Source organism: Pseudomonas sp. NPDC087185, assembly GCF_044744955.1.
Classification (GTDB): Bacteria; Pseudomonadota; Gammaproteobacteria; order Pseudomonadales; family Pseudomonadaceae; genus Aquipseudomonas.
This window is the reverse complement of sequence record NZ_JBIUZK010000002.1, coordinates 900,273-922,858: the sequence shown is the minus strand read 5'-3', so window position 1 is coordinate 922,858 and position 22,586 is coordinate 900,273. Positions and strand designations below refer to the sequence as shown.

Below are 22,586 nucleotides of genomic sequence, written 5' to 3'. Positions count from 1 at the left end.
CGAGGCTACGTCACACATGTGATGGTTGTCCCAAGTGCGATTAGCGTTCGGTAGCTCGCATGGTCACCGCTCCCGCGGTGATGAACGCCCTCTAAATCCCCGGGCTCCCAAAGCCTGCATCTTCGATGCGCCCACTCAAACCATTCCAGTGCTGGGAATTCTCCCGCACGGGTGGCATTCCTCCGCACCTCTTGGAGGATTTCATCATGCTGCGCTTCACAGGCTCTGAACTTCACGCGGTGTTGGCCGAGGCCGGTATCAATGGCTGCAAAGTGATGCTGGTCAAGGATCACGGCGTTTACCTGATGGCCGAGATCGGCGAGAACAAAACCGATGGAAGCGGCCGCAAGCGAGTGGCGTATGCCATTGGCTGCAACCCCGAGGTCGACGACTTCGATACCTGGTGGAATCGCGCTAAAGACGAATTCGGCGGTGACGATTTCGCTGAGTACTTCGACATCGATAATCCTGTCCTGGCCAGTCTTCGCGGGACAGCAGGATCTTTGGTGGTTGAAGCCACTTCCACTCACCTGTACTTGGCCGCCGAGGTCGAGCCGACGGGAAAATTTTGACCACCTGACCTAAGTCACAGGTGCTTCCAGAGGGCTCGCTGTCGGGACCTCTGGAAGCGCCTTTCCGGCTGCCTTCTGTTCTATCCGAGGTCGCCATTTATCAGAAAGCTAAAGCGCCTAGCCTTCCTTGGAACGCTCTGGATATGAGTATTCGCGATGTTCCTGAGTGGCCATTGACCACCGCTCAACACAGGTTTTTTACTGCTTAGGCACTCCCTGCTCGCTGCAATATTTACAGCGACTAAGCCCCGCCACACTTCGACTGAGGTGCTCGCGCGATCTACTCCGGAGGTACTCATGTCAAGCCACTGCAGCCTCTCCACGGCCATCGTGCTCAGCCCTGGCGTATGGCAGCAACTCATGAAGCCTGGCCCAGGAAACGTCTCCGCAGATCAGGTAGCACAACGTCTGGCCATCCTGCTCACTAGTGCTCTGGCGGCTGCTACTCATTCGTCACCCTGCCCCACTGATCTGCACATTCAGTTGCCACAGGACGTCGCGCCATCTGCGGCCGAACAACTTTCGCTGTTGCAGTTGGCCCACATCACGCCACGTAGCGCCCCTTCCTTCCTGCACATCCGCTTGCCAGCTGAGCAATCGGTGGATCTCACAGTCCTCTGACACGACCAGCACCTCCTCTGCCCTTACCCCACTCGGGACACCATCCCGGATGGGGTGGCGTTCCCCTTCACAATCGGAGAACGTCATGTCCGACATCTATCTGGACGTCACCAATAAGATCGTCAACGCCCTGAGCCAAGGCGTGATCCCCTGGATCAAGCCCTGGACCATCACAGGTTCAAGCGCTGACGGCCCTTTTCCCATCAACGCCATCACTCGGCGTCCCTACGCTGGCATCAACATTCCGCTACTGTGGGCGGAGGCGCGACTGCGAGGCTTCACCCAAGATCGCTGGCTGACCTACAACCAGGCGCGCAAAGCCGGAGGCCATGTGCGCAAGGGCGAGCAATCCACCCTCGCGGTGCTGTACAAACCGATGAGCAAGGAAGCGCACGACGAGGACGGCCAAGTCGTTCGTGATGAACAGGGCAATATCAAGATGGTGCAGTTTGCGCTGCTGCGGACGCACTGCCTGTTCAACATCGAACAGACCGAAGGCTTACCAGGCGAGGAGCCAGCCTCCGCTGAGCACGCCGAGCCCGCAACCTTCATCGATCATGAACCGGCCGAGCATCTGCTGGTCGCCAGCGGGGCGCGCATTGAGCATCGCTACAGCGATGACGCGTTTTATCAGCCGATTCGTGATCTGATCCAACTGCCGACGAAGGCGCAGTTCGAAGACGTCGGCAGCTACTACGCAACGGCGCTGCATGAGCTGACGCACTGGTCGGGCCACCGTACTCGTCTGAACCGTGAAGGTATCACCGGCGGACATGCATTCGGCTCTACGGCGTATGCCTTCGAGGAGCTGGTCGCAGAAATGGGCGCCGCGTTTCTCTGCGCACTCACCGGTACCACGGGTGAGTTGCGTCACGAGGAGTACCTAGCGTGCTGGCTGAAGATCCTCAAGGAGGACAAGCGAGCCATTTTCCGCGCCAGTGGTCAGGCCCGGGAAGCCTCTGAGTACCTGTTGGCCTTGCAGTCTGATCAAGCCACGGATACGCCAGCTCGTCTCACCGCGTGATTGCACACACCCAGCAAAAAGGCCCCTATCCGGGGCCTTTACTTTGTCTGCAGCGCGACTTTTACCGCTTTCAGTAAGTCAGTGATTACTGTACCCAGCTCTCAACGGTGTCCGAGCCGTGTTCCTGCTTCCACTGTTTGAGGATCTTGTGGTTGCCGCCCTTGGTTTCCACAACCTCACCGCTCTGTGGATGCTTGTAGCGTTTCACCTCGCGCGGCTTGCGCTGGCTGCTGCTGGACGCCCTCGCGGTCGGTACGCTCAAGCCCTTGGCCGGGTCCAGAATGCTGATCACTTGGCGCAGGCCCATGCCGTACTGTTCCAGCAACGCTTTGAGTTTCTGTTCAAACTCGATTTCCTGCTTCAAACCGGAGTCGTTTTTCATGGCATCCAGCTGTTGCAGCTGTGCGGCCAGTTGCGCTTCCAGTGCTTTGAACTCGGCAAGTTTGGACATGAATAATCTTCCTAGGCGTGGGACAAGTACTGAGATAATAACTGAGACTGCGACTTTAGCCGAGGGTTTACTTAAAGCGCACGCGCTCTTGCAAGGTGTCGGTTAAAACGACCTCGCTTGATCGCTCAATCAGACAAGTGGTGACACAGGTGCGCCACAAGTTGCCGCGGATTTGCGCTATTTCCAATCTTGAACACGATATCGCGCTGGCTGCGCGGCAGCTTTTTCGCACAGCGCTTGGCCGCAGCTCGGATGGCCGCATCCGTGCCATGAATTCGATCGGCCAGTAACACGATCAATGCCGCATCACTCAACGTCATCCGCGCCCCTGCTCTAGCAATCATGCCGGGCAGTCTACGCCCTGAACAAAGGGACCGCTATTCCGAGCGGCCGCCGATCCCGATGGACCTGGCTGCGAATTATCACACGCGTGAAAAGGGTCAAGGCGGTAAAGGGTAACGGCGGCAATGGAAGGGGGCGCAAGGGAAAGAGCTCTATCCGAAAAGGCAAAAGGACCTCCCGAACGAACAACAGGTCATGCGATGAAATGCTGGTGGTTGAAATTTCGAAAAGGTGAGGCGGCAGAGCCCACGCCCATCGCCCAGGGCTTCCTGCTTCCCCAGTCGGCCGAATCTCTACTCGCCGCCGATCACCGGAGAAAGCTGCTCGAACGCATCTGGCAGTACACGGCCCTCTCCGAAGCGCAGTTTAATCGGCTCTACCTCGAGCCCATCCGCCGCTACGCCAGCTTTGTACAGCAACTCCCGGCGAGCGAAAGCCATCATCACGCCTATCCCGGGGGCATGCTCGATCACGGGTTGGAACTGGTGGCGTGCAGCTTGAAGCTACGCCAATCCTACCTCCTCCCCAGCGGCGCGGCGCCAGAAGACCAGGCGGCACAAGCCGATGCCTGGAGCGCCGCGATTGCCTATGGTGCTCTGCTCCATGATATCGGCAAAATCGCCGTCGACCTGCAGGTCGAGTGTCAGAATGCCGAACGCTGGCACCCCTGGCACGGACCGCTGAGCCAGCCCTACCGTTTCCGCTACCACCCAGGCCGCGATTACAAGCTGCACGGTGCCGCGGCGGGGTTGCTCTATACGCAGATCCTGTCTCCCGCCCTGCTCGACTGGCTCAGCGATTACCCCGAATTGTGGAGCCAATTGCTGTTCCTGCTCGCCGACCACTACGAGCACGCTGGGACACTCGGGGAATTGGTGCTGCAGGCTGACCGTGTCTCCACCGCGCAAAACATCGGTGGCAATCCTGCGAAGGCTTTGCAGGCGCCCAAGCACTCCCTGCAGCACCACTTGCTAATGGGACTGCGCCATCTGGTGAAGAACGAGTTCAAGCTCAACCAGCCCGGCGCGGCCGGATGGCTCACCGAAGACCACCTATGGCTGGTCAGCAAGACCACGACCGACAAACTGCGCGCACATCTACTGGCCCAGGCTGTGGACGGTATCCCCACCTCCAACATCGCCTTGTTCGATGAGCTGCAGTCACATGGATTGGTGGAAGCGACACCGGAAAGCAAAGCGGTTTGGAACGCCACTGTCTCGGACGGTGACTGGCAGCATCGCTTCACCTTCCTTCGCCTGCAGCCGAGTCTGATCTGGGCCGATGAGCTCCGACCAGACTACTTTAGCGGCACGATTGAACCGATGACGGTCGCCCCCCTGCCAACTAATGAAACCAGCGAATCGAGTACAGCTGGGCCGCAAAATGCCGCGGAAAAGACGCGGCCGGCCGCCGCTCCCCTGAGTCAGGATTTCGATTACCTCGACGATCTGATGAATATGTTGGAGGAGCCGCGTCAGCCTGAGACCAACTCAAGCACTAGAAGCGAGCAGCCTGCAACTGCACAGCCCGAGGATACCATCGGAGTGGCCTTTCTAGAGTGGCTGCGCGACGGTCTGCGCAGTCATCGATTGGTGATTAACGACAGCAAGGCCAAAGTCCACACCGTGGAGGGTACCTTTTTCCTGGTCACTCCGGGCATTTTCCAACGCTACGCCGCGGAGCATCCGGAGCAGGCGAAAACGGACGATGAGATTGCACCTTGGCGCCACATTCAACGTCACTTTGAGAGGCTGGGTATTCATCAGAAACGAGCTAACGGACAGAACATATGGACCTGCACGGTAAGAGGCCCTCGCAAAACAAGCCTCCTAAATGGCTACCTTATTCTCGAAGCGGCAAGCATTGCCGATGTCACTCCAACTGCAAACCCATTCCTTTCATTGCAAATATCTGGGTAGTTACGCGACCCGGCGATGGAAGCTGGTTGCGCTCGTATTTACCCTAACCGCGATAATTCACGCCATTGAGCTTCCGATGCCCATGATCGCTCGGTTATCGATAATAGCATTGCTAAGTCTCGCGGATTATGGCAGGGCTATGGGAACCTTTCTGCACTCTGGGCCTGCGAGGGGCACCGTGCGTTCGAGACCGCGATCTTCACTCCCGGATGCAATGAAGCCACAGTCGAGCCGCCATCAAAGGGAGGCCCGTCTTCGTCCATGACTAAAACACCAGCTCAGCAACGGCTTGCCCCATACCATTCCAAAGCGGCAACTGAATATTTTCAAGGTGCTCATCTTCGACCACGAATGCAAGACTGTACCTCGCGCGGGTGATAGCCACGTACAGCTTGTTCCTGGACTCCTCCGTTTTGTCCTTATCGAAAACCTGAAGGTCACCGCCTAAATACTTGAGATGTTTGTCCGGAGAGATAATCAGAACGCGATCAAACCCAAGACCTTTGCTGGAGCCGAAGGTGTGACAGGCCAGGCTAGGCGGCAAATAGCTTTTGCCCATAGACGACGACCATCGCAAGACCTGAGGCTTGAACGCAGCGAGATACTCGCTCACCTGTGAGCGTTTGATGACGAAGGCGCCGTAGTGGTGGGCCACTTCATCAGGAACGTGCTCTACTTCTGACAGAGTCTTGTCATAAAGACCAGGGTGAATCGTGTCGGACAGATCACAGATGTCCTGGATGCATCGACGGTTCTTCGGCAGCGAGCGCTGTTCAAACTTCAAGCGCTGGAAGTATTGGATCTTCTGCAGCGGCGTTTCCGGCGCCTTGTGGCCGAACGTAGTCGTGTAAATGGTTTGACGAAAATCACCGACACAGCAAATCGAGTCAGGCATGACCTTACTCAGCGCCTTGATGACGTCGTAATCCCAGCCCACCAGATCCTGAACCTCATCGAAAAAGACCCGCTGATAAATTTCCTTCAGCCGCTTAGCAGGAGCATTCTTAGACGCAGCCGAGACCCTCGTCGCCAATTTCGCGAGCAAGCCGGTATAGGCTTTTGTCTTACAAGAGGTCAGATAATGGAGCGGGTTCAAGCCGTCCTCGGTCTTCTCCCCTCTATTGGGAAACCAAGTCTTCGTACCCGGGATCAGGTGAGGGTTCTGCTCCGTAAACATTGTCGTAGTGATACGCTGAGGGAACACAAAGTGTTGGTACGGTCTCACCATGTCTTCCAAGTAGAAAGAGAACAGACCTTTGACGACAAAATCGTCACAGCTTCTGCCGTACACCTCGACGAAGCGAGAACGCAACTCGGCTTGGTTGCTCATCGTGTAGGTAACGACCAACACGCGTCCACCCGCCTTGATGACTTCGATAGCATCTTCAATGATTTTGTGGGTTTTGCCTGACCCGGCTCCAGCGATCCAAAATTCATTAGCCAAAGTCGAACACCTCATCCAGAAATGCCGGATACTTGAAATCCAGGCTCCCATCGAAAAGCTTGATTGCCGAATCGACCTTGCGCGCCCCCTTGCCATTGCCCTTGACGCTTTTGAACCAATTGATCAGAAATTCGCGACGTTTATCCAATCCGGCTTCCTCCTTGTAGAGATTGAAGGTTTGCGTGGATAGCACTTCCTTCGCGAAGGCGTTCAGCGTTTTCAGGTCAGTCGCGTTGGCGTAAATCATTGCGGGCTCAAGCGAGAATTCCTCGTCTTTGGCTGAGGAGATGAGCTTGATGTTTGCAAAGGCCGCATAATCGTCTCGGGCCTTCACAACGTTGCTCTGATAGTCACCGTCATTGTCCCTGAGGACGTTGATTCGGGTACCAATCTCCTTACCAACAGAGATAAAGGTATCGAACCCGACTCCGCGAACCACGATGATATCTATGCCATCCTGCTCCGGTAGACGGTCATGCTTGCGGTAGTAAATTTTCTTGAGCACCAACTCATCGGACGGCCCTTCTACCAGAATCACCTTCCGTGACAACGCCACGCGCAAAGAGTCATAGCCAGGCAACCGCTTGAGGGTCTTGACGACATCGGGATCCAGCTTGTGTAGACGCTGGTAGCCTGATTGCACAAGACAGATTTTGTCGATGCTCAGCTTGTTAAGAACGTACGAACTGTGAGTCGTAAGGAACAGCTGCTTGGTGCCACGCTGCTTCTCGATGTAGTGCACCAGTTTGTTGAGATTGGTGTGCGAGAGGTGGTTTTCCGGCTCCTCCATCATTACCAGATCGATATCCTTCGACTTGTTTTGAATGGCGAGTTTGATCTGCACATTGCTCTGCTCACCCTTCCCGATGAACTGGAATGGCACGTCATCCACCTCAAGCTGAAGCCCGGTCTGAATAGACCCAGCTGGCAAGGTACTCGCTGCAATGGAGAGCTTCTTGTCAGTGATTAGGTGATCTGCATCCAAGCCCGCATTGACCGCTTTGACCTCACCCGAATCGTTAAACACCTGCTGATTTTCACGATAGTTGAGCGTCAGTTTGACCAGTTCTTCCTTATCCAAAGCTGTGTTCAGAATGGTCGAAATGTATTGATTTTTGCCCAAGGTCGGGTGGATACGGGTCGGATCGATGTACAACGCCCTGAATTTCTTGGCCACGGCTTTGATGGGATTCCATCCGAAATCCAGCCACTCCAGCTTGTAGAACTCGATCGGAATGCTAGTGATGTTGGGTTTCGTCTTCAGGTAGTCGGCATAGACGTCATCAAGTGAGGCATCGAAGCACGCTTGCACCGTGACGCCCTGGGCATCCACCTTCAAGAAATTGTTCGCGCCGCGATAATCAGGCACGCCGTCGATGAACGCCTCGATCACCAACCTAGGCAGGTAGTTGGCCGATTTGTCGGAATCCAGGAACTGCTGGACAGCGTCCTTATTAAAAATGTCTGGCGTGAACTCGGTGCCAAAGGGACGACCCCGGTAGTTGTAGTTAAGAACGATTTCCAAAGCTTCCAGAATGGTGCTCTTACCGGCATTGTTATCGCCGACAAAGATGTTCACATCGTCGTTGAACTCAAGGTGGTCATCTTTGAATTTTTTGAAATTTGTTAGCTTGATCGATTTAACACGCACTCTAATTCCCTCTAGAAGCCGGCAAGTAGTGGCCTAGCGCCACTTTCGCACAGACAGTACAACCCCCTCTGCACACTGTCTATCGGCTACCCCATGATTTCTTGCGACATGTCACCATCCCGGGCGCTCACGATTTCGCACATCTCGCCGCGCCCACTGGCCTCAAACAGCAGCGACCAGTATGCTCACCTGACAATAGCCATTTGCCATACTGATAAGGGATGATCGTATGCTCGATTCCCGCCGCACTCTGCCTGCCGTGCTGGATCGCCACATTGAAACCGAAGACCAAGACGCCTTTGGCCATCGGCATTACGCTCAAGCATTGCGCTGCTTAGTCGAGGAAGAAGGCCACAAGCCACCTTTCAGCATCGGCTTGCTGGGCGGCTGGGGTACCGGCAAGAGCTCGGTCAAAGAACTCTATACTCGCGCGCTCGCAGATGACACGTCAGTAGCCGGCGGGCGTCGACCTAGAAGCCAACGCTACAGAAGCATCACCTTCAACGCCTGGCGGTTCGGAGGAAAAGAGCAGGACATCAAGCGGGCGCTCCTTCGCCATGTCTTCATTGAACTGGGCGGCGATGAAGGGAAACTGCAGGATGACCTCTATCGAAACGTCACCCACACGACAACCACTCGCAAAACTACCTTGCAGCTTATTGGAGAGCACCTGACAAGCTGGGCGGCTCCCCTCCCTGCTTTTCTGATCGCATTTGCCGGCTACGTTGCGTTGGGCGTACTCGGTCTCTTGTATTTGCCATTGAGTGACGGCAATGCCCAAGGAATGTTCACTCTTGCGTTCAGCGGTCTGTATGGCTACCTCATGAAATTGATGAAGCCAGTCCCCGTCAATCCGTTCAACACGGTAACGCGAGTGCATCTGCCCAGCGTCAACGCAGAGCAGTACGAAGATCTGCTGCTTCAGCAGCTCCGTACATTCAAGCCAACAAATGGTAACTCGGTGCCCTTTGAGCGCTTGGTCATTTTCGTGGACGACCTCGATCGACTCTCCGCTGAAGAGATGGTCTTAGGCCTTGACGCTGTTAGAACCTTCATGGAGATCCCTAGCGATAAACTGCCAGAGAACATGGGGCTCGTATTTGTCATTTCTTGTGACGAAGGTAAGGTCGCAGACGCCCTGTCTCGCCGGCGCGGCAACCCAGAACAACCAGGCTCGATCTTCAACCCCACCGACGCACGGCGCTACCTAGATCGCATCTTCCAGTTCCGTTTGGAGATACCCCCACCGCCTCGCAATGACATGCGCCAGTTCGCGCTTGCCAAGCTGAAGGGTTTCCCCGAGCTGGTCAAAGAGGTTGCTGAGAAAGGCGCCTCAGTGGAACAGGTAGTGGATCGGATGATTCACATCAACGTCACCGACCCCCGTAACGCCCTTCAGATCGTCAACGCATTTACTCAAACGTGGTGGTTGGCCAAGGCCCGAGAGCTTGATGCTGTCGGCAGTGAGCGCCCAGGTGGGTTGCATGAAGGTGCAGTCACGAAACACCCTATAGCACTCGGGGCGCTGAGCGCCGCACGCGTGAGCTTTCCAGGGTTTTATCGTGACCTTCAGGATGACCCACAGCTACTTCAACGCCTGACCAACCTCATGGTCAGGCAGACACTGCTCAAAGACGAACCGATTGAAGCTCAGCACATACTCAAGCAATACGTTAAAGAAGACGATGATGGTAAGACGATCTTGGTTGAGGGTTGTCGAGACCTGCGCCAATTCCTTGCAAGCCTCGTCGGCGTTCCATGGCCGGACTCTCTCCAGAGCCTTCTCTTGCTTTCTGAAGACTCAGTCACCAGGCGCTATGGAGGACAGGCTTCAAGAATCTACGGCCACCTGGTATCTGGCGATACTCAAGGTTTCTTGGAAGCTCTCTCACCTCGCGCGAACGACTTCTTGAGCGATCAGGAAATGCAGTTGCTACACACCATGCTCAGTGAGCTTCATCGTACTGAGCAGTCGCTCAAATACAACGCCATGCGCGTTGTCGCAGACATCATTGATCGCCTGCCACCGCGCACCCGGGATTTGGTGCTGGGCATACTGAGCAACGATATCGTCACGTCAGGCGAGCTCAGATCACTCCTAGGTGTCGAGAAAATTGGCCGAATAGTTGCTGTGGCCAACGTGATCGACCAACAACAGATCTCCTGTGTCCTCATCGAAGAACTGCTCACTAATGGCAAGAACATCTCCATGCGCTTGCCCTCAGGCCAAGCGCCCAACATCGACGAAGCCGCTGCCATGGCTATTGGGGCTGCAGGCATTGTGCTGACTGTTCTGAAAGATCACACCCTTCCTGTCCACGCTAAAGACCAGCTCTTTGCGTGGCTCTGTGAGCGCAATGTCACCGCACCTACGGGCAACTACAAGCTTGGTTTTATCCAGTTACAACGCTGGATGGACACGTACGAGCAAGCACTCTTGCCAGAAATCGGCTCCACCTACGTCGAGCAACTGACCCGAGCGCTGCATGACTTTGAAGAAAATACTGGCGATGACTTCGAGGAATTGGACACTCTCGACATGTCACTCCTGGCTCAGCGTATCAGCGTCGTCTGGGAGTCCATGGCCAGCGAGGGGGATGAAAGCCGTGACCGACTTTGGGAACAGGTGAAATCCGTTGCCATGATGCACTCAACCGAGATAACCGGATGTGTTATGCAGGCCTTCGAGCGTCACCTCGCTCACGGCCATGTAGAACAGATTGTGGAGTGCCTCTCTCGATTCGTACGAAGGGTCTCAGACTTCCAGGACTTGCCGCTGGACTACAAGCGTGCATTCCGCCTTGTGGCCGATCTGGGTGCTGAACGCCTCAGCTATTTCGATAACCAGCAGCATGAAGCCTACGCCGATCTCTGCGTCCTCCTGAGCGCCATCGAGGGCTATGAGAACGACGCTACTGAAGTGTTTCATACCTTTGTCGTTCACAATGAGCGAGCGCTTCACAGCGTGGCGCAACGCTGGATAAAGCGACCACTTGAGCGCGTTCCGAATCAGTGCCGGAATGCATTGTTCTTGGTCTACGAAAGCTTGATTGAGGAGGACCAAGAGGAGCTTGCCAATCACCTGACAGGGATGACTCAGCGCTCAGAATTCGACGGTGAAGACGAGGCTCTCTATACCGGCGCAGCGACCCATATCCAGGCGAAACTGTGGGGCCAGCAATATCTCAGAGGACACCTCGACAAGCTTCTTCCGACTCTAGCGGGCAAGGCCGGCGAGTGGGACAGCTACCTCGCACACCTGATGCCAGGACTTTCGAAAGTCTTTATCCATGCTAGTTCAGCGGTACTAGGCCCAGCGTTGCAGAAACTTGTTACCACTGCCAAGTCGTACCAACAGTCCTTCGACCCCCTTCACAGCCACCTAGCAGGACAATGGCCAACTCAGGAGCAGCTTCCCAACGGATATCAGCCTCAAGCATTGTTCATGGAGGCAAGGCAAACAGCTGTGTCTAACCCAGGCTTCGCTGGAAAGCACACTCTCGCGTCCATGAATAGCATGCTGGACAATGGAGTGGTACCAGAGTCGCTGTCGTCAACACTGGACGAAACAGCATGCATCGTGTGGCAACAAAGACCAGCGGAGGCCGTTGATTTCCTCAGCTCAGGCAGAAAGGATTTGTCCGTTGCACAGATCTCCGATTTGGCTGATGCGATCGACTACAACAACAACGAGGAAGTCCGGTTACTGGAGCGAGCATGGAAAGCGATCACTCCACACCTCTCCATCCTTGAAGATCTTGAAGCGACAAGAGCTGTCCTGCTTAAAGGAAAGCGTGGGGGAATTCAGGATACTGACTTGGCCTTGTCATTGTGGTGCAGGGCACTTGGCGCAGAAGCTTACGGTAACCTCAAAAAATTGCTGCTCGACGATGGCACCAATGATGAGCAGCGGTCCCGGCTGTTCCAGCAGGTGATTCGTGCTGAAGGGGGGCAAAGCGAGAAAGAGTCAAATGAGGTGCCCCAACTGGCGCTCGGGTTACTCGAAATGACAGATAGCCCCCTCACTTGGACATCAGTCAACACCCTCCGCCCGGAGATCAACAAGCGCTTCCTGACCCAGGAAGATCGGCTCTCGTTCGCTCAGACCTTACTAAGTGAACTGCGAAACGGCGGATCGGACACAGCCAAAGGTTACATGGCTGCCTGGGCCAAGAGCCTGGGTACCGAGGCCGTGTTGAGAGACGTTAAACCCGCAGGGATGGCCGAGGACGACCTCAATATCATCCAGAATATCTTCGGTTCAAGCTCCCTCATGAGGGGGCTCGCCACACGATGGAAAAATCGCAAAGCGCGATGAAGCTCAGACGGACATTACTCTATGCTGCTTTTTGACCTGCTCAAACAATGGGAGCCTGCCTTTACTCCCAGCACCGCGAAGGTTCACCTTGCGCGATTCAACGGCGAGGAACGTCCGCTCGACGTGTTCCTGGAAGGCCGTTTTGACAGGTGGCAGTCGTGGCAATCCCAGCAGAACTTCAAAAAGGAGTACGTCGTTTCTCTGATCCAGGCGGGACGCCCTACTCGCTGGCTCTTTGCGGGACTGTTCCGCAGGAAGGGTTGCGTCCATCATGCCGAGCCACGAAGTCACTACATCTACGACCTGGAACGCATAGAAGCAGCCGAGGAATGGGTAGGTCGCCTCTACCTCAAGAGCACGTACAAACAACGCCATTCGTACCCACTGGGCAAAACCCTGGAGAATGACCTTGTCGTCTCGGAGTTGCTTCCCAAGCGTCTCACGATAGGTGATTTCCCAGGTTTCAAGTCGGTCAACTTGACCAAAGAACATCTGGATATCGTCGTACGCCAAAACATTCCAACCTGGCGTGCAGCATTGTCGAACGTCAAGGGCGTCTATCTGATCACAGACAGTGAAACCGGTAAACTGTATGTCGGCAAGGCCGACGGCGAAAGCGGCATTTGGGGACGCTGGTGCACATACGCGGCCACTGCACACGGTGGCAACGTTGCCTTGAAAAAAGAGTTTGGCATTGACGCCCTTCCCGGGCGGCAGCGGCACCTAAGATTCTCAATTCTGGAGATCGCTGATATCCATGCCATGCCAGGAGAGATCGATACGCGAGAAAGCCACTGGAAGCAGATTCTGCTGAGCCGAGAATTTGGCTACAACCTGAACTGAGGAGCACTGCAGGCAACGCGCCCCGAATGGGTTGCCAGCGGTCAATGCATGCACATTAGTCATGAGCGAGAGGCTCATGGCGACCAACCACAAGGAGTGTCACCCATGGTCATCTGCGAAGGGCAACTGCGCGGCGCATTCAAGGGCTTCAAGAATGCTGACACTGTGTTTGAGCTCTATGGTGGCAGGAAGTGGAAGCAGGCGGTTTATCAGTACGAATATTTCTACGCCTACATGCCTCAAGCCAAGGTTGCTCAGGAGAGTGGCGGCTACGTGCTCAAGGTACAGGGCATGAGCAGCAGCGTGGCTGTTAGACCTGCCTGAAGCCCCTTCTGTTGGATTCCGAGGCGTCATGATGAGCGCCTCTAAATCCAGCTTTGACGTCGCATGTTTGGGAACAGGTGAAGGACTGCGCCTGTCGCTAGGGAGTAATTCAGGCTTGTAAATGAAGGTCGGACCTGGCGTTTGTGAAACCTGAACTGCTCCCCTTTCCTGACGTGAGTCTACGGCCCCACATGAAGACAATACGTCCACCAGAACCCACAGAAGGCCAGAGGAAGCCGAAGTAAAAATGGGGGACTAGATGGGGGACCAAAAACGTCAACACACAAAAAAGCCCCGAAAAATCAGGGCTTTGATGAAAAATAGTGGCGGAAGCGTAGAGATTCGAACTTCCAACCGCCCCTCCCTCAAGGCTAATCGCCATCTCCCATGAGCGACTGCAAATGCCCGAGACTCTGCCGTTTCTGAATTCTTGACTAACGGCAGTTGAAATTCGGTGGGGCAAAAAGTGGGGCAAAAATGCGAAGCAGTGAAAAACGGACAGGCATAAAAAAATCCAGCCACCGCTAAGTGACTGGATTCTTTGGAGTTATTTGGTCGGGACGGAGTGATTCGAACACTCGACCCCTTGCACCCCATGCAAGAGCGATATGGCTCGATAGCGGTCCGTCGTGACCGGCTGCTTTCGACCCACAGCGGACAGTCGGAGGGACGCCTATCCGACAACTACTCAGGAAGAGGTCAAGTGTGTTCGATCATCCGGTCTGTCCCGAAATCGCCGAATGGTTCTCTCGATTCGATATAGCTGAGGTGTCATACAGCGTCTGCTCTATCGATCTGATGACCGAACCACCTTTTCAAGCGCAACAAATTGCGGCCTGACAGCCTTAAGCTCGATCTGTGTATCCCATCCAGTGGTAACTGGCGCGTCGACCTGTCACGTCATGACGACCTATTCAATGTCCAGTGGCGCCCGAATGATGATCTGCGTATTGAGTCTCAGCAGCTACGCTACCGTAAGCTCGTCAGGTGGCCACGCATGCAGAGGCTTATGGACTTTCCACTGCTGGCAGAGCAGTTGGAACAGTGTCTTGAGATTCAATTCCTTCGCCATGTCGATTTTGGCGCACGCTTACTGAAGCCCAATGAGCTAGCACGCAATGCAAAAATCCAGCAGTGGTTGGCACCCTGCGCTGACACCTTTGGCTGGGACAGGAGAATGCATTCTGAATAAAGCCACGCGGGTTAGCCCTCCTCTTTATTGCGCTCAAACGTAGATGACTTGCCCGGACGCTTACCTTGGAGGTGATTACTCGCATAAGCATGAGCTTTAGGACGGATGCCGCCCATCCCTAGGCGGCCTTCCGATCAAACCAGCGAAGATGCAGCTTGCTTGGCGCGTCGCACGATCGGTTGTGCCACGCAAAGGAACAGAATCATACCGAGGACGTCCGCAACGAAATTGCCATACGCAGACGTGAACGGAATACCGTTCGTTGCAGGGTCAACAAACATTTCGTTGCCAATCGAAAGGCAAAGCGTCAGCGCAACCCCCATCCAAGGAGTCCAAGGCAGCCCTTCAATGAAGTCACGCTTCACACCGCGACCGATGGCACGCAGGGATTGCAGAGGCCAGGTGATCAACGGCACCGCAGCAATACAATTGATCACCTCACGCAGCGGAAGCACTTCAACCTTTCCCGTTGGAATCCCTAGGTAGCTCAGGAAGAACGGGGCGGTGAAACCGAACACCAAGTGGCAGACGTTGTAGTCCCACGCGATGACGTCAAACACACGAGTTTGCACGAGCAGAAGTGCTAACGTGATCATTACCCCGATCGCGCCTGGCACCACCGAAAACCATTTTTTCAGTTGCATAAAAGCTCCTAGGTCGGGACAAAGGCATCCCGAGTCCGACCTTACCCCCAACCGTAGATACTGCAACCCAAAATGGCACCTCGGAATTCAGAGCACATTTTTCTGATCATTTTTGCTCGTTTGCCGCGCGATGCGATGTTGCCCTCAGCAGATGACTCGACCGTCGATGGCTATTATCGACCTGAAAGCATCCAAAAGCCTTAAACCCCGGTTTCGGCCATTCCGACCTGTAATCCAGGCAATCATGATGATGACCATGCACGACCATTTTTGCGCCCATTGCCTGGGCTAGTTCATCGATCTCTGAAAAACCGTGAGGGTGGCAGCTGGGAGCCTCGTGACATACCAAAATTTCCGCCTTCTCCATCGCGAGAAAGAAGTAGTCGTCCGGGTAGATTGCAGAAAGCGCGTGTTGCTCCTTCGTCGCTACGATGTCTTCGTGCTGAGGTCTGAGCGCCAGGCGCTCGAGAAATTCCCGGTAACTCTGGATGTCGGTATCAGGGCTGCCTGGTCGCCAGACCTGCGACTCGAATGTGCCACCCAGCCCCGCTATATGATGTCCAGCAATCTCTACTACCCGGCGATGCAGGCTGCGCTCAGCGAGGCCGCAGCCGTGAAGATTATGCCAATAGGCTGGACGATCGCTGTCATGGTTGCCGTGAATGAACCAGATTTCTGTCTGGTCTAGGATCGGACGCTGGATCATGTCCAAGGGCAAGCTGCATTCGAGGTCACCCAGAAATACCACTGCCTCAGGACAATGACGCTGCACCAACCTGATGACGTGATCAAAGCGTCCATGTACGTCACCCAGAAACCAAATCACTCGCTTTTCCACACATTCCTACATCACCACGGTGTAATCGACTTGATGATTTCGGTGATTTGCCTCCAGTAGTGAAGCAGCAAATACCCGCTAATGATCACGGCCTCTGGGAGTGCAATGTAAGCCACAACCGGGCTCACAAACCTGTCGTCGATGCCGAGCACGAACAACACTCCGAGACTCATGATCGTGCAGGGTATGAAAATGAACGCGAGTACAGTGAGAGCCACGCTCACCACAAAGATCAAATCCATGAGCGTCCTGAACACAGGTGCTGCTCCTTAAAATGCGTCATGTGCCGGCGACTAATACGACCGAAACGTCGGTTCACAGGATTTTACAACGACACGTTCCCTACGGGGAAAGACGGGTTCGATTGAGCTTCACGGGCAGCGTACCCTTCCGGGCCCGGCTGTCGTGAATCGAGCCATCGTCGGACGACGACGTCTCGACCCTTCGGGCTTCCATCCGTCACGCCGGCGCGCTCCGCTTGCTGCCTCTTATTTAGCGACCTATCGAAGATGTCTTGAGACATAAGACGGCTGCCCTCCCCATCTACGCCACTCGTCTAAGCTGTCTTCAGCGATGGCGGATAAGAAATTGCTCGCCCGGCGGACATTGCCGAATTGGGCTATCCGGTGCTCCGGCGATCCAGCCAGCTCTGCTTGAAAAAGACAGCTCTCACATCAAGGTTGCAAAGGATATGCGCAAGAATGGCCAGTCATGGTTTCTGATGCTGTTGGTTCTCTTCGTGGTGGGTTGGGCTGTCGGCAAGAAGGATTCGTCCAAAACTGAGCCTCCACTCAGCCAGACGCCAGTGAGCACCTTGGCATCAACCTCATCACCGACACCACAACCTACACAAGCCTCAGCACCTGTGCATTTCGTCAACGCGGACAATCTGAACCTGCGCGGTATCCGTCCGGCCAACACATCTTCCTGACGCAACCGCCGAAGGCCATGGTGTCCACCTAATTTAAGCGGACACCATTTCTGGCCTCTCAAGCGGATTTCTTATGCACCCTCAGCGCCGAACCTACAGCAAATCTTTCAAAGCCCAGGTCATCCAAGAGTGCTTAGAGCCCGGTGCCTCCATCGCAAACATCGCCTTGGGCTACAGCCTTAATGCCAACCTCGTCCATAAATGGATTCGGCTGCATAATCAAAAAGCCGTGGCGCTGCAGCCTGCGTTCATCCCGCTGCATCCGCAGATGCTCGGCGCTGGCACACATGCTCAGCCCTCCAGTATCAGCCTTGACATCCAGCACCCGCGAACGCCCATTAAGATGACTTGGCCAGTGGAAAGCGCAGCCGCCTGCGCGAGCTTTCTTCGAGAGCTACTGAGATGATCCGCATCGATACCATCTGGCTCGCCACCGAGCCGATGGACATGCGTGCCGGCACCGACACCGCCATGGCCCGCGTGATCGCGGTGTTCGGTGCGGCGCAGCCGCACTGTGCTTATCTGTTCGCCAATCGCCGCGCCACCCGCATGAAAGTTCTGGTGCATGATGGGTTGGGTATCTGGTTGGCGGCACGTCGGCTCCACCAAGGAAAATTCGCCTGGCCTGGCACGCGCCAAGGTTCACAAATGGAGCTGAGCGCCGAACAGCTACACGCCTTGATACTGGGCTTGCCTTGGCAAAGAGTTGGCCCCGGAAACGCCATTTCCATCATCTGAATCGAGCCATGCCCCATCCGGCAGTGCAATTGTCCGATCAGCCTGTCGTCTTGTTTATGCTGATCTCGCAAGATTGTCGGCATGACTTCGATCCCTGACCTCGACCACCTGAATCCCGAACAACTGCGCGCTCTGGCGGCGCAGTTGTTGCAACGCGTCTCGGCGCTCGACGAGCAAGTCGAAACGATGGGCAAGACCGTTCAGGTCATGGACAAGAAGATCCATCACGACAAAACGCTGATCGAAAAACTCAGCCACGAAATCGCCCAGCTCAAGCGCTTCAAGTTCGCCAAACGCAGCGAGCAAATGAGCCCGGAACAGGCCAGTTTGCTCGACGATCTGATCGATACCGATATCGCTGCCATTGAAGCAGAGCTGGAGTCGCTGCAAGTTACTCCGGCACCTACCCAGGAAAAGCAGAAACCCAAACGTCGCGCCTTGCCGCCTGAGTTTCCCCGCACGCTGATCCATCATGAGCCGGACAACAGGGAGTGTGCCTGTGGCTGCGCGCTCAAACGCATCGGTGAAGATGTCAGCGAGAAGCTCGATTACACACCCGGCGTGTTCACCGTGGAGCGCCATATCCGTGGTAAGTGGGTCTGCGACAGTTGCGAAACACTGATTCAGGCACCGGTGCCGGCGCAGGTGATCGACAAGGGCATCCCGACTGCGGGCTTGTTGGCCCACGTCATGATTGCGAAGTTTGCTGACCACCTACCGCTGTACCGTCAGGAAGCCATGTTTGGCCGCGCCGGCCTGGCTATCCCGCGTTCTACTCTCGCCCAATGGGTTGGCGCCTGCGGTATACAGTTGCAGCCACTGGTCGATGCGCTGCGCGAAGTGGTGCTTGAGCAGCCGGTCGTTCATGTTGATGAAACGCCGGTGCAAATGCTCATGCCGGGCACGAAGAAAACTCATCGTTCCTATGTTTGGGCCTATGCCACCAGCCCGTTTTGCGAAACATCGGCTGTTGTTTACGACTTCAGCCTCAGCCGGGCCGGCGAGAGTGCGCGTAACTTCCTGCAAGACTGGAAGGGCAAACTGGTCTGCGATGATTTCGGCGGTTACAAGGCCAGCTTCGAACTCGGCGTGACGGAAATCGGCTGCATGGCCCATGCTCGACGTAAGTTTTTTGAACTGCATGCGACCCACAAGAGCACGCTGGCTGAACAAGCCTTGCGTTACATGCAGGCGTTGTACGAGATCGAGGGGGAAATCAAGGATCTGAAGCCGGACATACGTCGCCGAATACGGCAAGAGAAAGCGGTACCGGTGATGGATGCATTGCATGCCTGGATGGTTGCCCAGCGCGATATCGTGCACAACGGTTCAGCCATTGGCAAAGCCTTGGATTACAGCTTGAAACGCTGGACGGCATTGTCGCGCTACCTCGATGACGGCGCTGTAGCCATTGATAATAATTGGTGTGAAAACCAGATACGGCCTTGGGCGCTGGGGCGCAAGAACTGCCTCTTTGCTGGGTCACTACGCAGCGGCAAACGCGCCGCTGCGATCATGAGTTTGATCCAGTCGGCCCGGAACAATGGGCACGATCCGTATGCCTATCTCAAAGATGTGCTAACGCAGTTGCCGAAGCAGCAGGCAAGCGAAATTGCCAATTTACTGCCACACAACTGGCGTTACCCTTTGGGGTAAAAATACAAGGTAGCCAAGCTCACTCGCTCGATGCTGGCTTTTGGGCAACGACGTCAAAGCGATGCCAATGCTTCGTGCCCCGCATACTGGGCCCATCATATTCAAGGATTTCGAAAACCTTCAAGCTAAGCCCCCGGAATAGCGCACGGGCCTCTAGCTCAGAGTGAAAGGTTCTCGCCGTGTCGGATGCCCAATCATCTTTGTCGCCGAAGAGTTGGCCCACGAAAATGCCTCCCGGCAGAAGCGCAGATATCACAACTGACCAGAATTTTTCAAAGTGATCTGGATGACAGAATGGTAAGGCCATTCCTGCATGGATCAATGACGAGGGTGGCAAAGACTCAAGGCTTTCAAACAGTTGGGTAGCTGTTTCTAGCTTTGCACCAGGGTGAGCCAGACCGATAGCGTGTACCATTTCGATTGCGGCCGGCTCTCGGTCAATAGCTAGAACATCCCAGCCAGCTTGAAGTAAAGCGCGAGTCTCATTGCCAGAGCCACAACCCAGATCCACAGCTTTTCTAGAGTTCGTCTGAGTGCTAGCAAGTCCAAGTGCTGTGTGAAGAAGCGATGATGCTGGACGGTCTCTGTGGTGCTCGTAATACGTTTTCCACCTGGACGCCCCACACGGATCGTTGAGTTGCATTCTTTTATCCTTCCCTGTGATCGTTCGTATGCTGGCATGGATTCGATGCGGAGTCTCTCTAAAAGGCAGCCAGACCATAGGGTCTCGATTTGCAGCGGGGTACATCTCCTAGGGCGGTGCTCTGAGGGATCCCATTACGCAAGGTGACTTGGGCATACGCTTACCCTGCGCGCTCAACCGGGAGGGAAAGTTATCTCCAGCCTCAAGCGCGGTGAGAAGGTTCAGGTCTACGAGCAGAAAAACGAATGGGCTCGTATCAGCCTCGACGGCCAGCCGCAACGATGGATCTCTTACAAAAATCTCTGCAGCGGCTCGAACTGCTTTGCCACCTCACCATCGAAGAGAGAGCGGCCCGCTCCACAGCCAGCTCGCAGCACAACAACCGAATACGGATCATCGTGCCCCTGCTCTTCTGGTCGTATCTGTATAGGCCCAAGAGGCGGTCGCTACTGCATTACCTCTGGCGGGAACAAGCGGTATGGCGTGTAGCAGGCACCTCTAGTCCCTAGGCTCTGCCGACGCACCGAACGCTTGCAACTGATAGTCGGTGACCGCTTGAAACTGATGCTCCGCCAAGAGACGAAGGCGCTCAAGCTCACTCCCCGTCACACCGGTGACTTGGGCTCGGTGGTATCGTTTCAAAGCATCCACTGCATCGGTGTACATTGGATGGTCTGGAAGCAAAACCTTGCTGAGATCCTTCTTCATCGTGGTTACTCCGGTGATCTGTGCATCCTGAGTTGGCTACAAATACAACCACTTTATTCAGTGCCTGGGTGCAGCCGCAGAATGGCGGTACCCCTCGGCGATTAACTCGATACGCTCGGGACGAACAACACCATCTCCTCCCCCGGCAGCCACTATGTCGAAGATTGCGTGAATAACCTCGTCCCCATCCAGGATGTAGATCTCGGTGTTCCTGCAGAACAGTGAACGGATACGCTCGCCTTTCACTACCTGGCGCACCAAGATCTCGAAGCGATGCCCATCGGGTATCTGGAACTGCTGGATTTGGGGAGGCAGTTGCTGTAGCTCCCCAGGATACGTAAGGCGCATACGATGAGTGCGCATGAAACTTCTTGTAACAAGACCTTTCTGTAAAAAAGTCAAATCCTCCGTCTTGTTACTCGCCGCATCAGCGCTCGCAACCAAAAGCTGTAAATGCTCTCTGGTAGCGTTCGACTTCCTAACATAATTCATGAGGGATATATGAAATTTTCGATGCTCGCGCTCAGCTTAGCAATTGCAGATATTTGTTTAGCTGCAGATCTCCCCGATAGCCGCCCAAAATCGCGCTACACGGAGATCTCCATCCATGAGTTGCCAATGGGGAGCGAAAAGGATTTGGACGCATCTGTTCGTGAGTACAGTAAACAGCTCCGTACTGAAGGCACACGAGGTGCCCGCACAAGCGGCTCGAAGCGAAACGATGCAGCTGCAGCTGCCCTAGCTACCTATCCAAACGATCACGTTTACGAGGCTGACAATGCGTTGATCAGCTACAAGCCCGGTAGCCAGCTCCCACTGACGAATTATTCCTCACTCATGATCAAGCCGATTGATCTGAAAGCAACCAGCGCCTGTGAATTGATGGCTACAGATGCAAACGGTGTCTATTCACGAAAGAGGAAAGAATATTCAGGGTTTTCCAGGTATTTTAAATGCCCGGACGGAGACGTGTACACCAAGGATATGACCTTCTTCGGAATGCGCAAGGTAGTGATCAAGGAGCAGAACAACATTGTGGTTAGCGGTATATCCGGGCGGATGTATGGCTACAGGGACAAAAAGGGGAACAGTTACACGACGTTGTGGTGGGTTTCAAATGACATAGATCATGCTGTGCAGAAGAGCGGGACTGACGCCTCAACGAGAAACTGGCTCGTGCAGTATGCAGAAGAACTTATTGCCAAGGAGGCGAAATGAAAATAACGGCCCTGATTATCGCCTTGGGGCTCACTATTGTCAGTGGCTCTGCAATGGCGCTACCAACCGCAGACTCCAAACAGACGAACCACTGTCGCGGTGTCGTGGCGGAGACCAAACCAACCAGTGCTGGAGGATACTTCATAGTCGGCACCTATTTGTATCTTCAGATAGGGCCAACTGGTGAAAAATATTGGGTTGATTTTTTTCGATGACGATAACGCGTACAGTACTTATTACCAGGAAACGCAAGATGCATACTCCCGAGCAGGTTGTGACAACTGCCTACTGGATAACGAATACCGCTATGATAGGCTAGCGATTTCGGAGCACTTTTGGCAGGAGGAAGAATACTCAAACTTTAATGAGTATTGTGCCAGCTCGCAAACCTTTGGAATGTGGTTACCAGGCGAATATTGCCAAATGCTCACTCAGCAACATGGTGCCTGCATCACAATGTAAGGGTAAGCTTAGTTCGAGATAAATGCGGTCTCGAACCTAGGTTCTTA

The 22,586-nt window shown here is 54.8% G+C and carries 23 protein-coding genes and 1 tRNA gene; 13 read left to right on the top strand and 11 right to left on the bottom strand.

Annotated elements, in window-relative coordinates; translation table 11 throughout:
* Positions 1-206: 206 nt before the first annotated feature.
* Positions 207-572 carry a DUF3085 domain-containing protein gene (locus ACIPIJ_RS09790; protein ID WP_401075462.1) on the top strand — a complete coding sequence of 122 codons (366 nt, stop codon included), beginning with the start codon at positions 207-209 and terminating at the stop codon, positions 570-572.
* Positions 573-1,278: 706 nt separating this feature from the next.
* Positions 1,279-2,217 (top strand): ArdC family protein, encoded by a 939-nt coding sequence (locus ACIPIJ_RS09785; protein WP_401075459.1) that lies wholly within the window; start codon positions 1,279-1,281, stop codon positions 2,215-2,217.
* A gap of 85 nt (positions 2,218-2,302) precedes the next feature.
* Here ACIPIJ_RS09785 and ACIPIJ_RS09780 read toward each other — a convergent pair whose 3' ends face one another.
* Together ACIPIJ_RS09780 and ACIPIJ_RS09775 are read right to left on the bottom strand one after the other, a co-directional pair.
* Positions 2,303-2,668 (bottom strand): histone-like nucleoid-structuring protein, MvaT/MvaU family, encoded by a 366-nt coding sequence (locus tag ACIPIJ_RS09780; RefSeq protein WP_089230089.1) that lies wholly within the window; start codon positions 2,666-2,668, stop codon positions 2,303-2,305.
* Positions 2,669-2,793: 125 nt separating this feature from the next.
* Complete coding sequence (locus tag ACIPIJ_RS09775) at positions 2,794-2,988, bottom strand: hypothetical protein (protein WP_401075456.1); 195 nt, start codon at positions 2,986-2,988, stop codon at positions 2,794-2,796.
* A 222-nt stretch (positions 2,989-3,210) separates the two neighbouring features.
* On the opposite strand from ACIPIJ_RS09775, the gene mobH reads away from it, so the two are divergent.
* The gene (mobH, locus tag ACIPIJ_RS09770) at positions 3,211-4,929 is read left to right on the top strand and encodes a MobH family relaxase (protein WP_401075453.1); all 1,719 of its coding nucleotides are present in this window, start codon (positions 3,211-3,213) and stop codon (positions 4,927-4,929) included.
* 265 nt (positions 4,930-5,194) lie between these two features.
* Here mobH and ACIPIJ_RS09765 read toward each other — a convergent pair whose 3' ends face one another.
* Positions 5,195-6,373: a UvrD-helicase domain-containing protein gene (locus tag ACIPIJ_RS09765; protein WP_401075451.1), complete on the bottom strand. Its 1,179-nt coding sequence runs from the start codon at positions 6,371-6,373 to the stop codon at positions 5,195-5,197.
* Positions 6,366-8,024: an ATP-dependent nuclease gene (locus ACIPIJ_RS09760; RefSeq protein ID WP_401075448.1), complete on the bottom strand. Its 1,659-nt coding sequence runs from the start codon at positions 8,022-8,024 to the stop codon at positions 6,366-6,368. The genes ACIPIJ_RS09765 and ACIPIJ_RS09760 overlap by 8 nt, the downstream gene beginning before the upstream one ends.
* Before the next feature lie 229 nt (positions 8,025-8,253).
* On the opposite strand from ACIPIJ_RS09760, the gene ACIPIJ_RS09755 reads away from it, so the two are divergent.
* The 3 genes from ACIPIJ_RS09755 to ACIPIJ_RS09745 all read left to right on the top strand — a co-directional run bounded on the left by ACIPIJ_RS09755 (position 8,254) and on the right by ACIPIJ_RS09745 (position 13,509).
* Complete coding sequence (locus tag ACIPIJ_RS09755; protein WP_401075445.1) at positions 8,254-12,342, top strand: P-loop NTPase fold protein; 4,089 nt, start codon at positions 8,254-8,256, stop codon at positions 12,340-12,342.
* A gap of 21 nt (positions 12,343-12,363) precedes the next feature.
* Complete coding sequence (locus tag ACIPIJ_RS09750) at positions 12,364-13,185, top strand: GIY-YIG nuclease family protein (RefSeq protein ID WP_401075442.1); 822 nt, start codon at positions 12,364-12,366, stop codon at positions 13,183-13,185.
* A 105-nt stretch (positions 13,186-13,290) separates the two neighbouring features.
* A complete protein-coding gene (locus ACIPIJ_RS09745; RefSeq protein ID WP_401075440.1) occupies positions 13,291-13,509 on the top strand; it encodes a hypothetical protein in 219 nt (72 codons plus the stop codon).
* Between the two features lie 552 nt (positions 13,510-14,061).
* Here ACIPIJ_RS09745 and ACIPIJ_RS09740 read toward each other — a convergent pair.
* The 4 genes from ACIPIJ_RS09740 to ACIPIJ_RS09725 all read right to left on the bottom strand — a co-directional run bounded on the left by ACIPIJ_RS09740 (position 14,062) and on the right by ACIPIJ_RS09725 (position 16,440).
* Positions 14,062-14,160: transfer RNA gene (locus ACIPIJ_RS09740), tRNA-Pro, on the bottom strand.
* A gap of 675 nt (positions 14,161-14,835) precedes the next feature.
* On the bottom strand, positions 14,836-15,345 hold the full coding sequence (locus ACIPIJ_RS09735) for a hypothetical protein (protein ID WP_401075438.1): 510 nt from the start codon (positions 15,343-15,345) through the stop codon (positions 14,836-14,838).
* 106 nt (positions 15,346-15,451) lie between these two features.
* Positions 15,452-16,171: a metallophosphoesterase gene (locus tag ACIPIJ_RS09730; protein WP_401075435.1), complete on the bottom strand. Its 720-nt coding sequence runs from the start codon at positions 16,169-16,171 to the stop codon at positions 15,452-15,454.
* 23 nt (positions 16,172-16,194) lie between these two features.
* Entirely contained in the window at positions 16,195-16,440 is a 246-nt protein-coding gene (locus ACIPIJ_RS09725; protein WP_401075433.1) for a hypothetical protein, read from the bottom strand.
* 434 nt (positions 16,441-16,874) lie between these two features.
* Here ACIPIJ_RS09725 and ACIPIJ_RS09720 point away from each other — a divergent pair, with 434 nt between their 5' ends.
* From ACIPIJ_RS09720 to tnpC, 4 genes are all read left to right on the top strand, one after another.
* Positions 16,875-17,114: a hypothetical protein gene (locus tag ACIPIJ_RS09720; protein ID WP_401075430.1), complete on the top strand. Its 240-nt coding sequence runs from the start codon at positions 16,875-16,877 to the stop codon at positions 17,112-17,114.
* A 73-nt stretch (positions 17,115-17,187) separates the two neighbouring features.
* Entirely contained in the window at positions 17,188-17,520 is a 333-nt protein-coding gene (gene tnpA, locus ACIPIJ_RS09715; RefSeq protein ID WP_400629948.1) for an IS66-like element accessory protein TnpA, read from the top strand.
* On the top strand, positions 17,517-17,852 hold the full coding sequence (gene tnpB / locus ACIPIJ_RS09710) for an IS66 family insertion sequence element accessory protein TnpB (RefSeq protein ID WP_387524068.1): 336 nt from the start codon (positions 17,517-17,519) through the stop codon (positions 17,850-17,852). Before tnpA ends, tnpB begins: the two co-directional genes overlap by 4 nt.
* Before the next feature lie 81 nt (positions 17,853-17,933).
* Positions 17,934-19,508 (top strand): IS66 family transposase, encoded by a 1,575-nt coding sequence (gene tnpC, locus ACIPIJ_RS09705; RefSeq protein WP_401075427.1) that lies wholly within the window; start codon positions 17,934-17,936, stop codon positions 19,506-19,508.
* A 19-nt stretch (positions 19,509-19,527) separates the two neighbouring features.
* Here the strand turns inward: tnpC and ACIPIJ_RS09700 are convergent, their stop codons facing one another.
* The gene (locus tag ACIPIJ_RS09700; protein WP_401075424.1) at positions 19,528-20,151 is read right to left on the bottom strand and encodes a class I SAM-dependent methyltransferase; all 624 of its coding nucleotides are present in this window, start codon (positions 20,149-20,151) and stop codon (positions 19,528-19,530) included.
* 165 nt (positions 20,152-20,316) lie between these two features.
* Here ACIPIJ_RS09700 and ACIPIJ_RS09695 point away from each other — a divergent pair, with 165 nt between their 5' ends.
* Complete coding sequence (locus ACIPIJ_RS09695; protein ID WP_401075770.1) at positions 20,317-20,640, top strand: SH3 domain-containing protein; 324 nt, start codon at positions 20,317-20,319, stop codon at positions 20,638-20,640.
* A gap of 9 nt (positions 20,641-20,649) precedes the next feature.
* Here the strand turns inward: ACIPIJ_RS09695 and ACIPIJ_RS09690 are convergent, their stop codons facing one another.
* Both ACIPIJ_RS09690 and ACIPIJ_RS09685 read right to left on the bottom strand, forming a co-directional pair.
* Positions 20,650-20,859, bottom strand: coding sequence for a hypothetical protein (locus ACIPIJ_RS09690; RefSeq protein ID WP_401075422.1), 210 nt, complete (start codon positions 20,857-20,859; stop codon positions 20,650-20,652).
* Between the two features lie 57 nt (positions 20,860-20,916).
* Positions 20,917-21,222, bottom strand: coding sequence for a hypothetical protein (locus tag ACIPIJ_RS09685; protein ID WP_401075419.1), 306 nt, complete (start codon positions 21,220-21,222; stop codon positions 20,917-20,919).
* A gap of 138 nt (positions 21,223-21,360) precedes the next feature.
* Here ACIPIJ_RS09685 and ACIPIJ_RS09680 point away from each other — a divergent pair, with 138 nt between their 5' ends.
* Together ACIPIJ_RS09680 and ACIPIJ_RS09675 are read left to right on the top strand one after the other, a co-directional pair.
* Positions 21,361-22,077 carry a hypothetical protein gene (locus ACIPIJ_RS09680; protein WP_401075417.1) on the top strand — a complete coding sequence of 239 codons (717 nt, stop codon included), beginning with the start codon at positions 21,361-21,363 and terminating at the stop codon, positions 22,075-22,077.
* Positions 22,074-22,292 carry a hypothetical protein gene (locus tag ACIPIJ_RS09675; protein WP_401075414.1) on the top strand — a complete coding sequence of 73 codons (219 nt, stop codon included), beginning with the start codon at positions 22,074-22,076 and terminating at the stop codon, positions 22,290-22,292. The genes ACIPIJ_RS09680 and ACIPIJ_RS09675 overlap by 4 nt, the downstream gene beginning before the upstream one ends.
* The last annotated feature ends 294 nt before the right edge of the window (positions 22,293-22,586 follow it).

What these genes read in the sequence shown, in the direction of transcription:
- ACIPIJ_RS09790 (WP_401075462.1), top strand. Translation starts at nt 207, where the DNA reads ATGCTGCGCTTCACAGGCTCTGAACTTCACGCGGTGTTGGCCGAGGCC.
- ACIPIJ_RS09785 (WP_401075459.1), top strand. Translation starts at nt 1,279, where the DNA reads ATGTCCGACATCTATCTGGACGTCACCAATAAGATCGTCAACGCCCTG.
- ACIPIJ_RS09780 (WP_089230089.1), bottom strand. Translation starts at nt 2,668, where the DNA reads ATGTCCAAACTTGCCGAGTTCAAAGCACTGGAAGCGCAACTGGCCGCA.
- ACIPIJ_RS09775 (WP_401075456.1), bottom strand. Translation starts at nt 2,988, where the DNA reads ATGACGTTGAGTGATGCGGCATTGATCGTGTTACTGGCCGATCGAATT.
- mobH (WP_401075453.1), top strand. Translation starts at nt 3,211, where the DNA reads ATGAAATGCTGGTGGTTGAAATTTCGAAAAGGTGAGGCGGCAGAGCCC.
- ACIPIJ_RS09755 (WP_401075445.1), top strand. Translation starts at nt 8,254, where the DNA reads ATGCTCGATTCCCGCCGCACTCTGCCTGCCGTGCTGGATCGCCACATT.
- ACIPIJ_RS09750 (WP_401075442.1), top strand. Translation starts at nt 12,364, where the DNA reads ATGCTGCTTTTTGACCTGCTCAAACAATGGGAGCCTGCCTTTACTCCC.
- ACIPIJ_RS09745 (WP_401075440.1), top strand. Translation starts at nt 13,291, where the DNA reads ATGGTCATCTGCGAAGGGCAACTGCGCGGCGCATTCAAGGGCTTCAAG.
- ACIPIJ_RS09735 (WP_401075438.1), bottom strand. Translation starts at nt 15,345, where the DNA reads ATGCAACTGAAAAAATGGTTTTCGGTGGTGCCAGGCGCGATCGGGGTA.
- ACIPIJ_RS09720 (WP_401075430.1), top strand. Translation starts at nt 16,875, where the DNA reads ATGCGCAAGAATGGCCAGTCATGGTTTCTGATGCTGTTGGTTCTCTTC.
- tnpA (WP_400629948.1), top strand. Translation starts at nt 17,188, where the DNA reads ATGCACCCTCAGCGCCGAACCTACAGCAAATCTTTCAAAGCCCAGGTC.
- tnpB (WP_387524068.1), top strand. Translation starts at nt 17,517, where the DNA reads ATGATCCGCATCGATACCATCTGGCTCGCCACCGAGCCGATGGACATG.
- tnpC (WP_401075427.1), top strand. Translation starts at nt 17,934, where the DNA reads ATGACTTCGATCCCTGACCTCGACCACCTGAATCCCGAACAACTGCGC.
- ACIPIJ_RS09700 (WP_401075424.1), bottom strand. Translation starts at nt 20,151, where the DNA reads ATGCAACTCAACGATCCGTGTGGGGCGTCCAGGTGGAAAACGTATTAC.
- ACIPIJ_RS09690 (WP_401075422.1), bottom strand. Translation starts at nt 20,859, where the DNA reads ATGAAGAAGGATCTCAGCAAGGTTTTGCTTCCAGACCATCCAATGTAC.
- ACIPIJ_RS09685 (WP_401075419.1), bottom strand. Translation starts at nt 21,222, where the DNA reads ATGCGCACTCATCGTATGCGCCTTACGTATCCTGGGGAGCTACAGCAA.
- ACIPIJ_RS09680 (WP_401075417.1), top strand. Translation starts at nt 21,361, where the DNA reads ATGAAATTTTCGATGCTCGCGCTCAGCTTAGCAATTGCAGATATTTGT.
- ACIPIJ_RS09675 (WP_401075414.1), top strand. Translation starts at nt 22,074, where the DNA reads ATGAAAATAACGGCCCTGATTATCGCCTTGGGGCTCACTATTGTCAGT.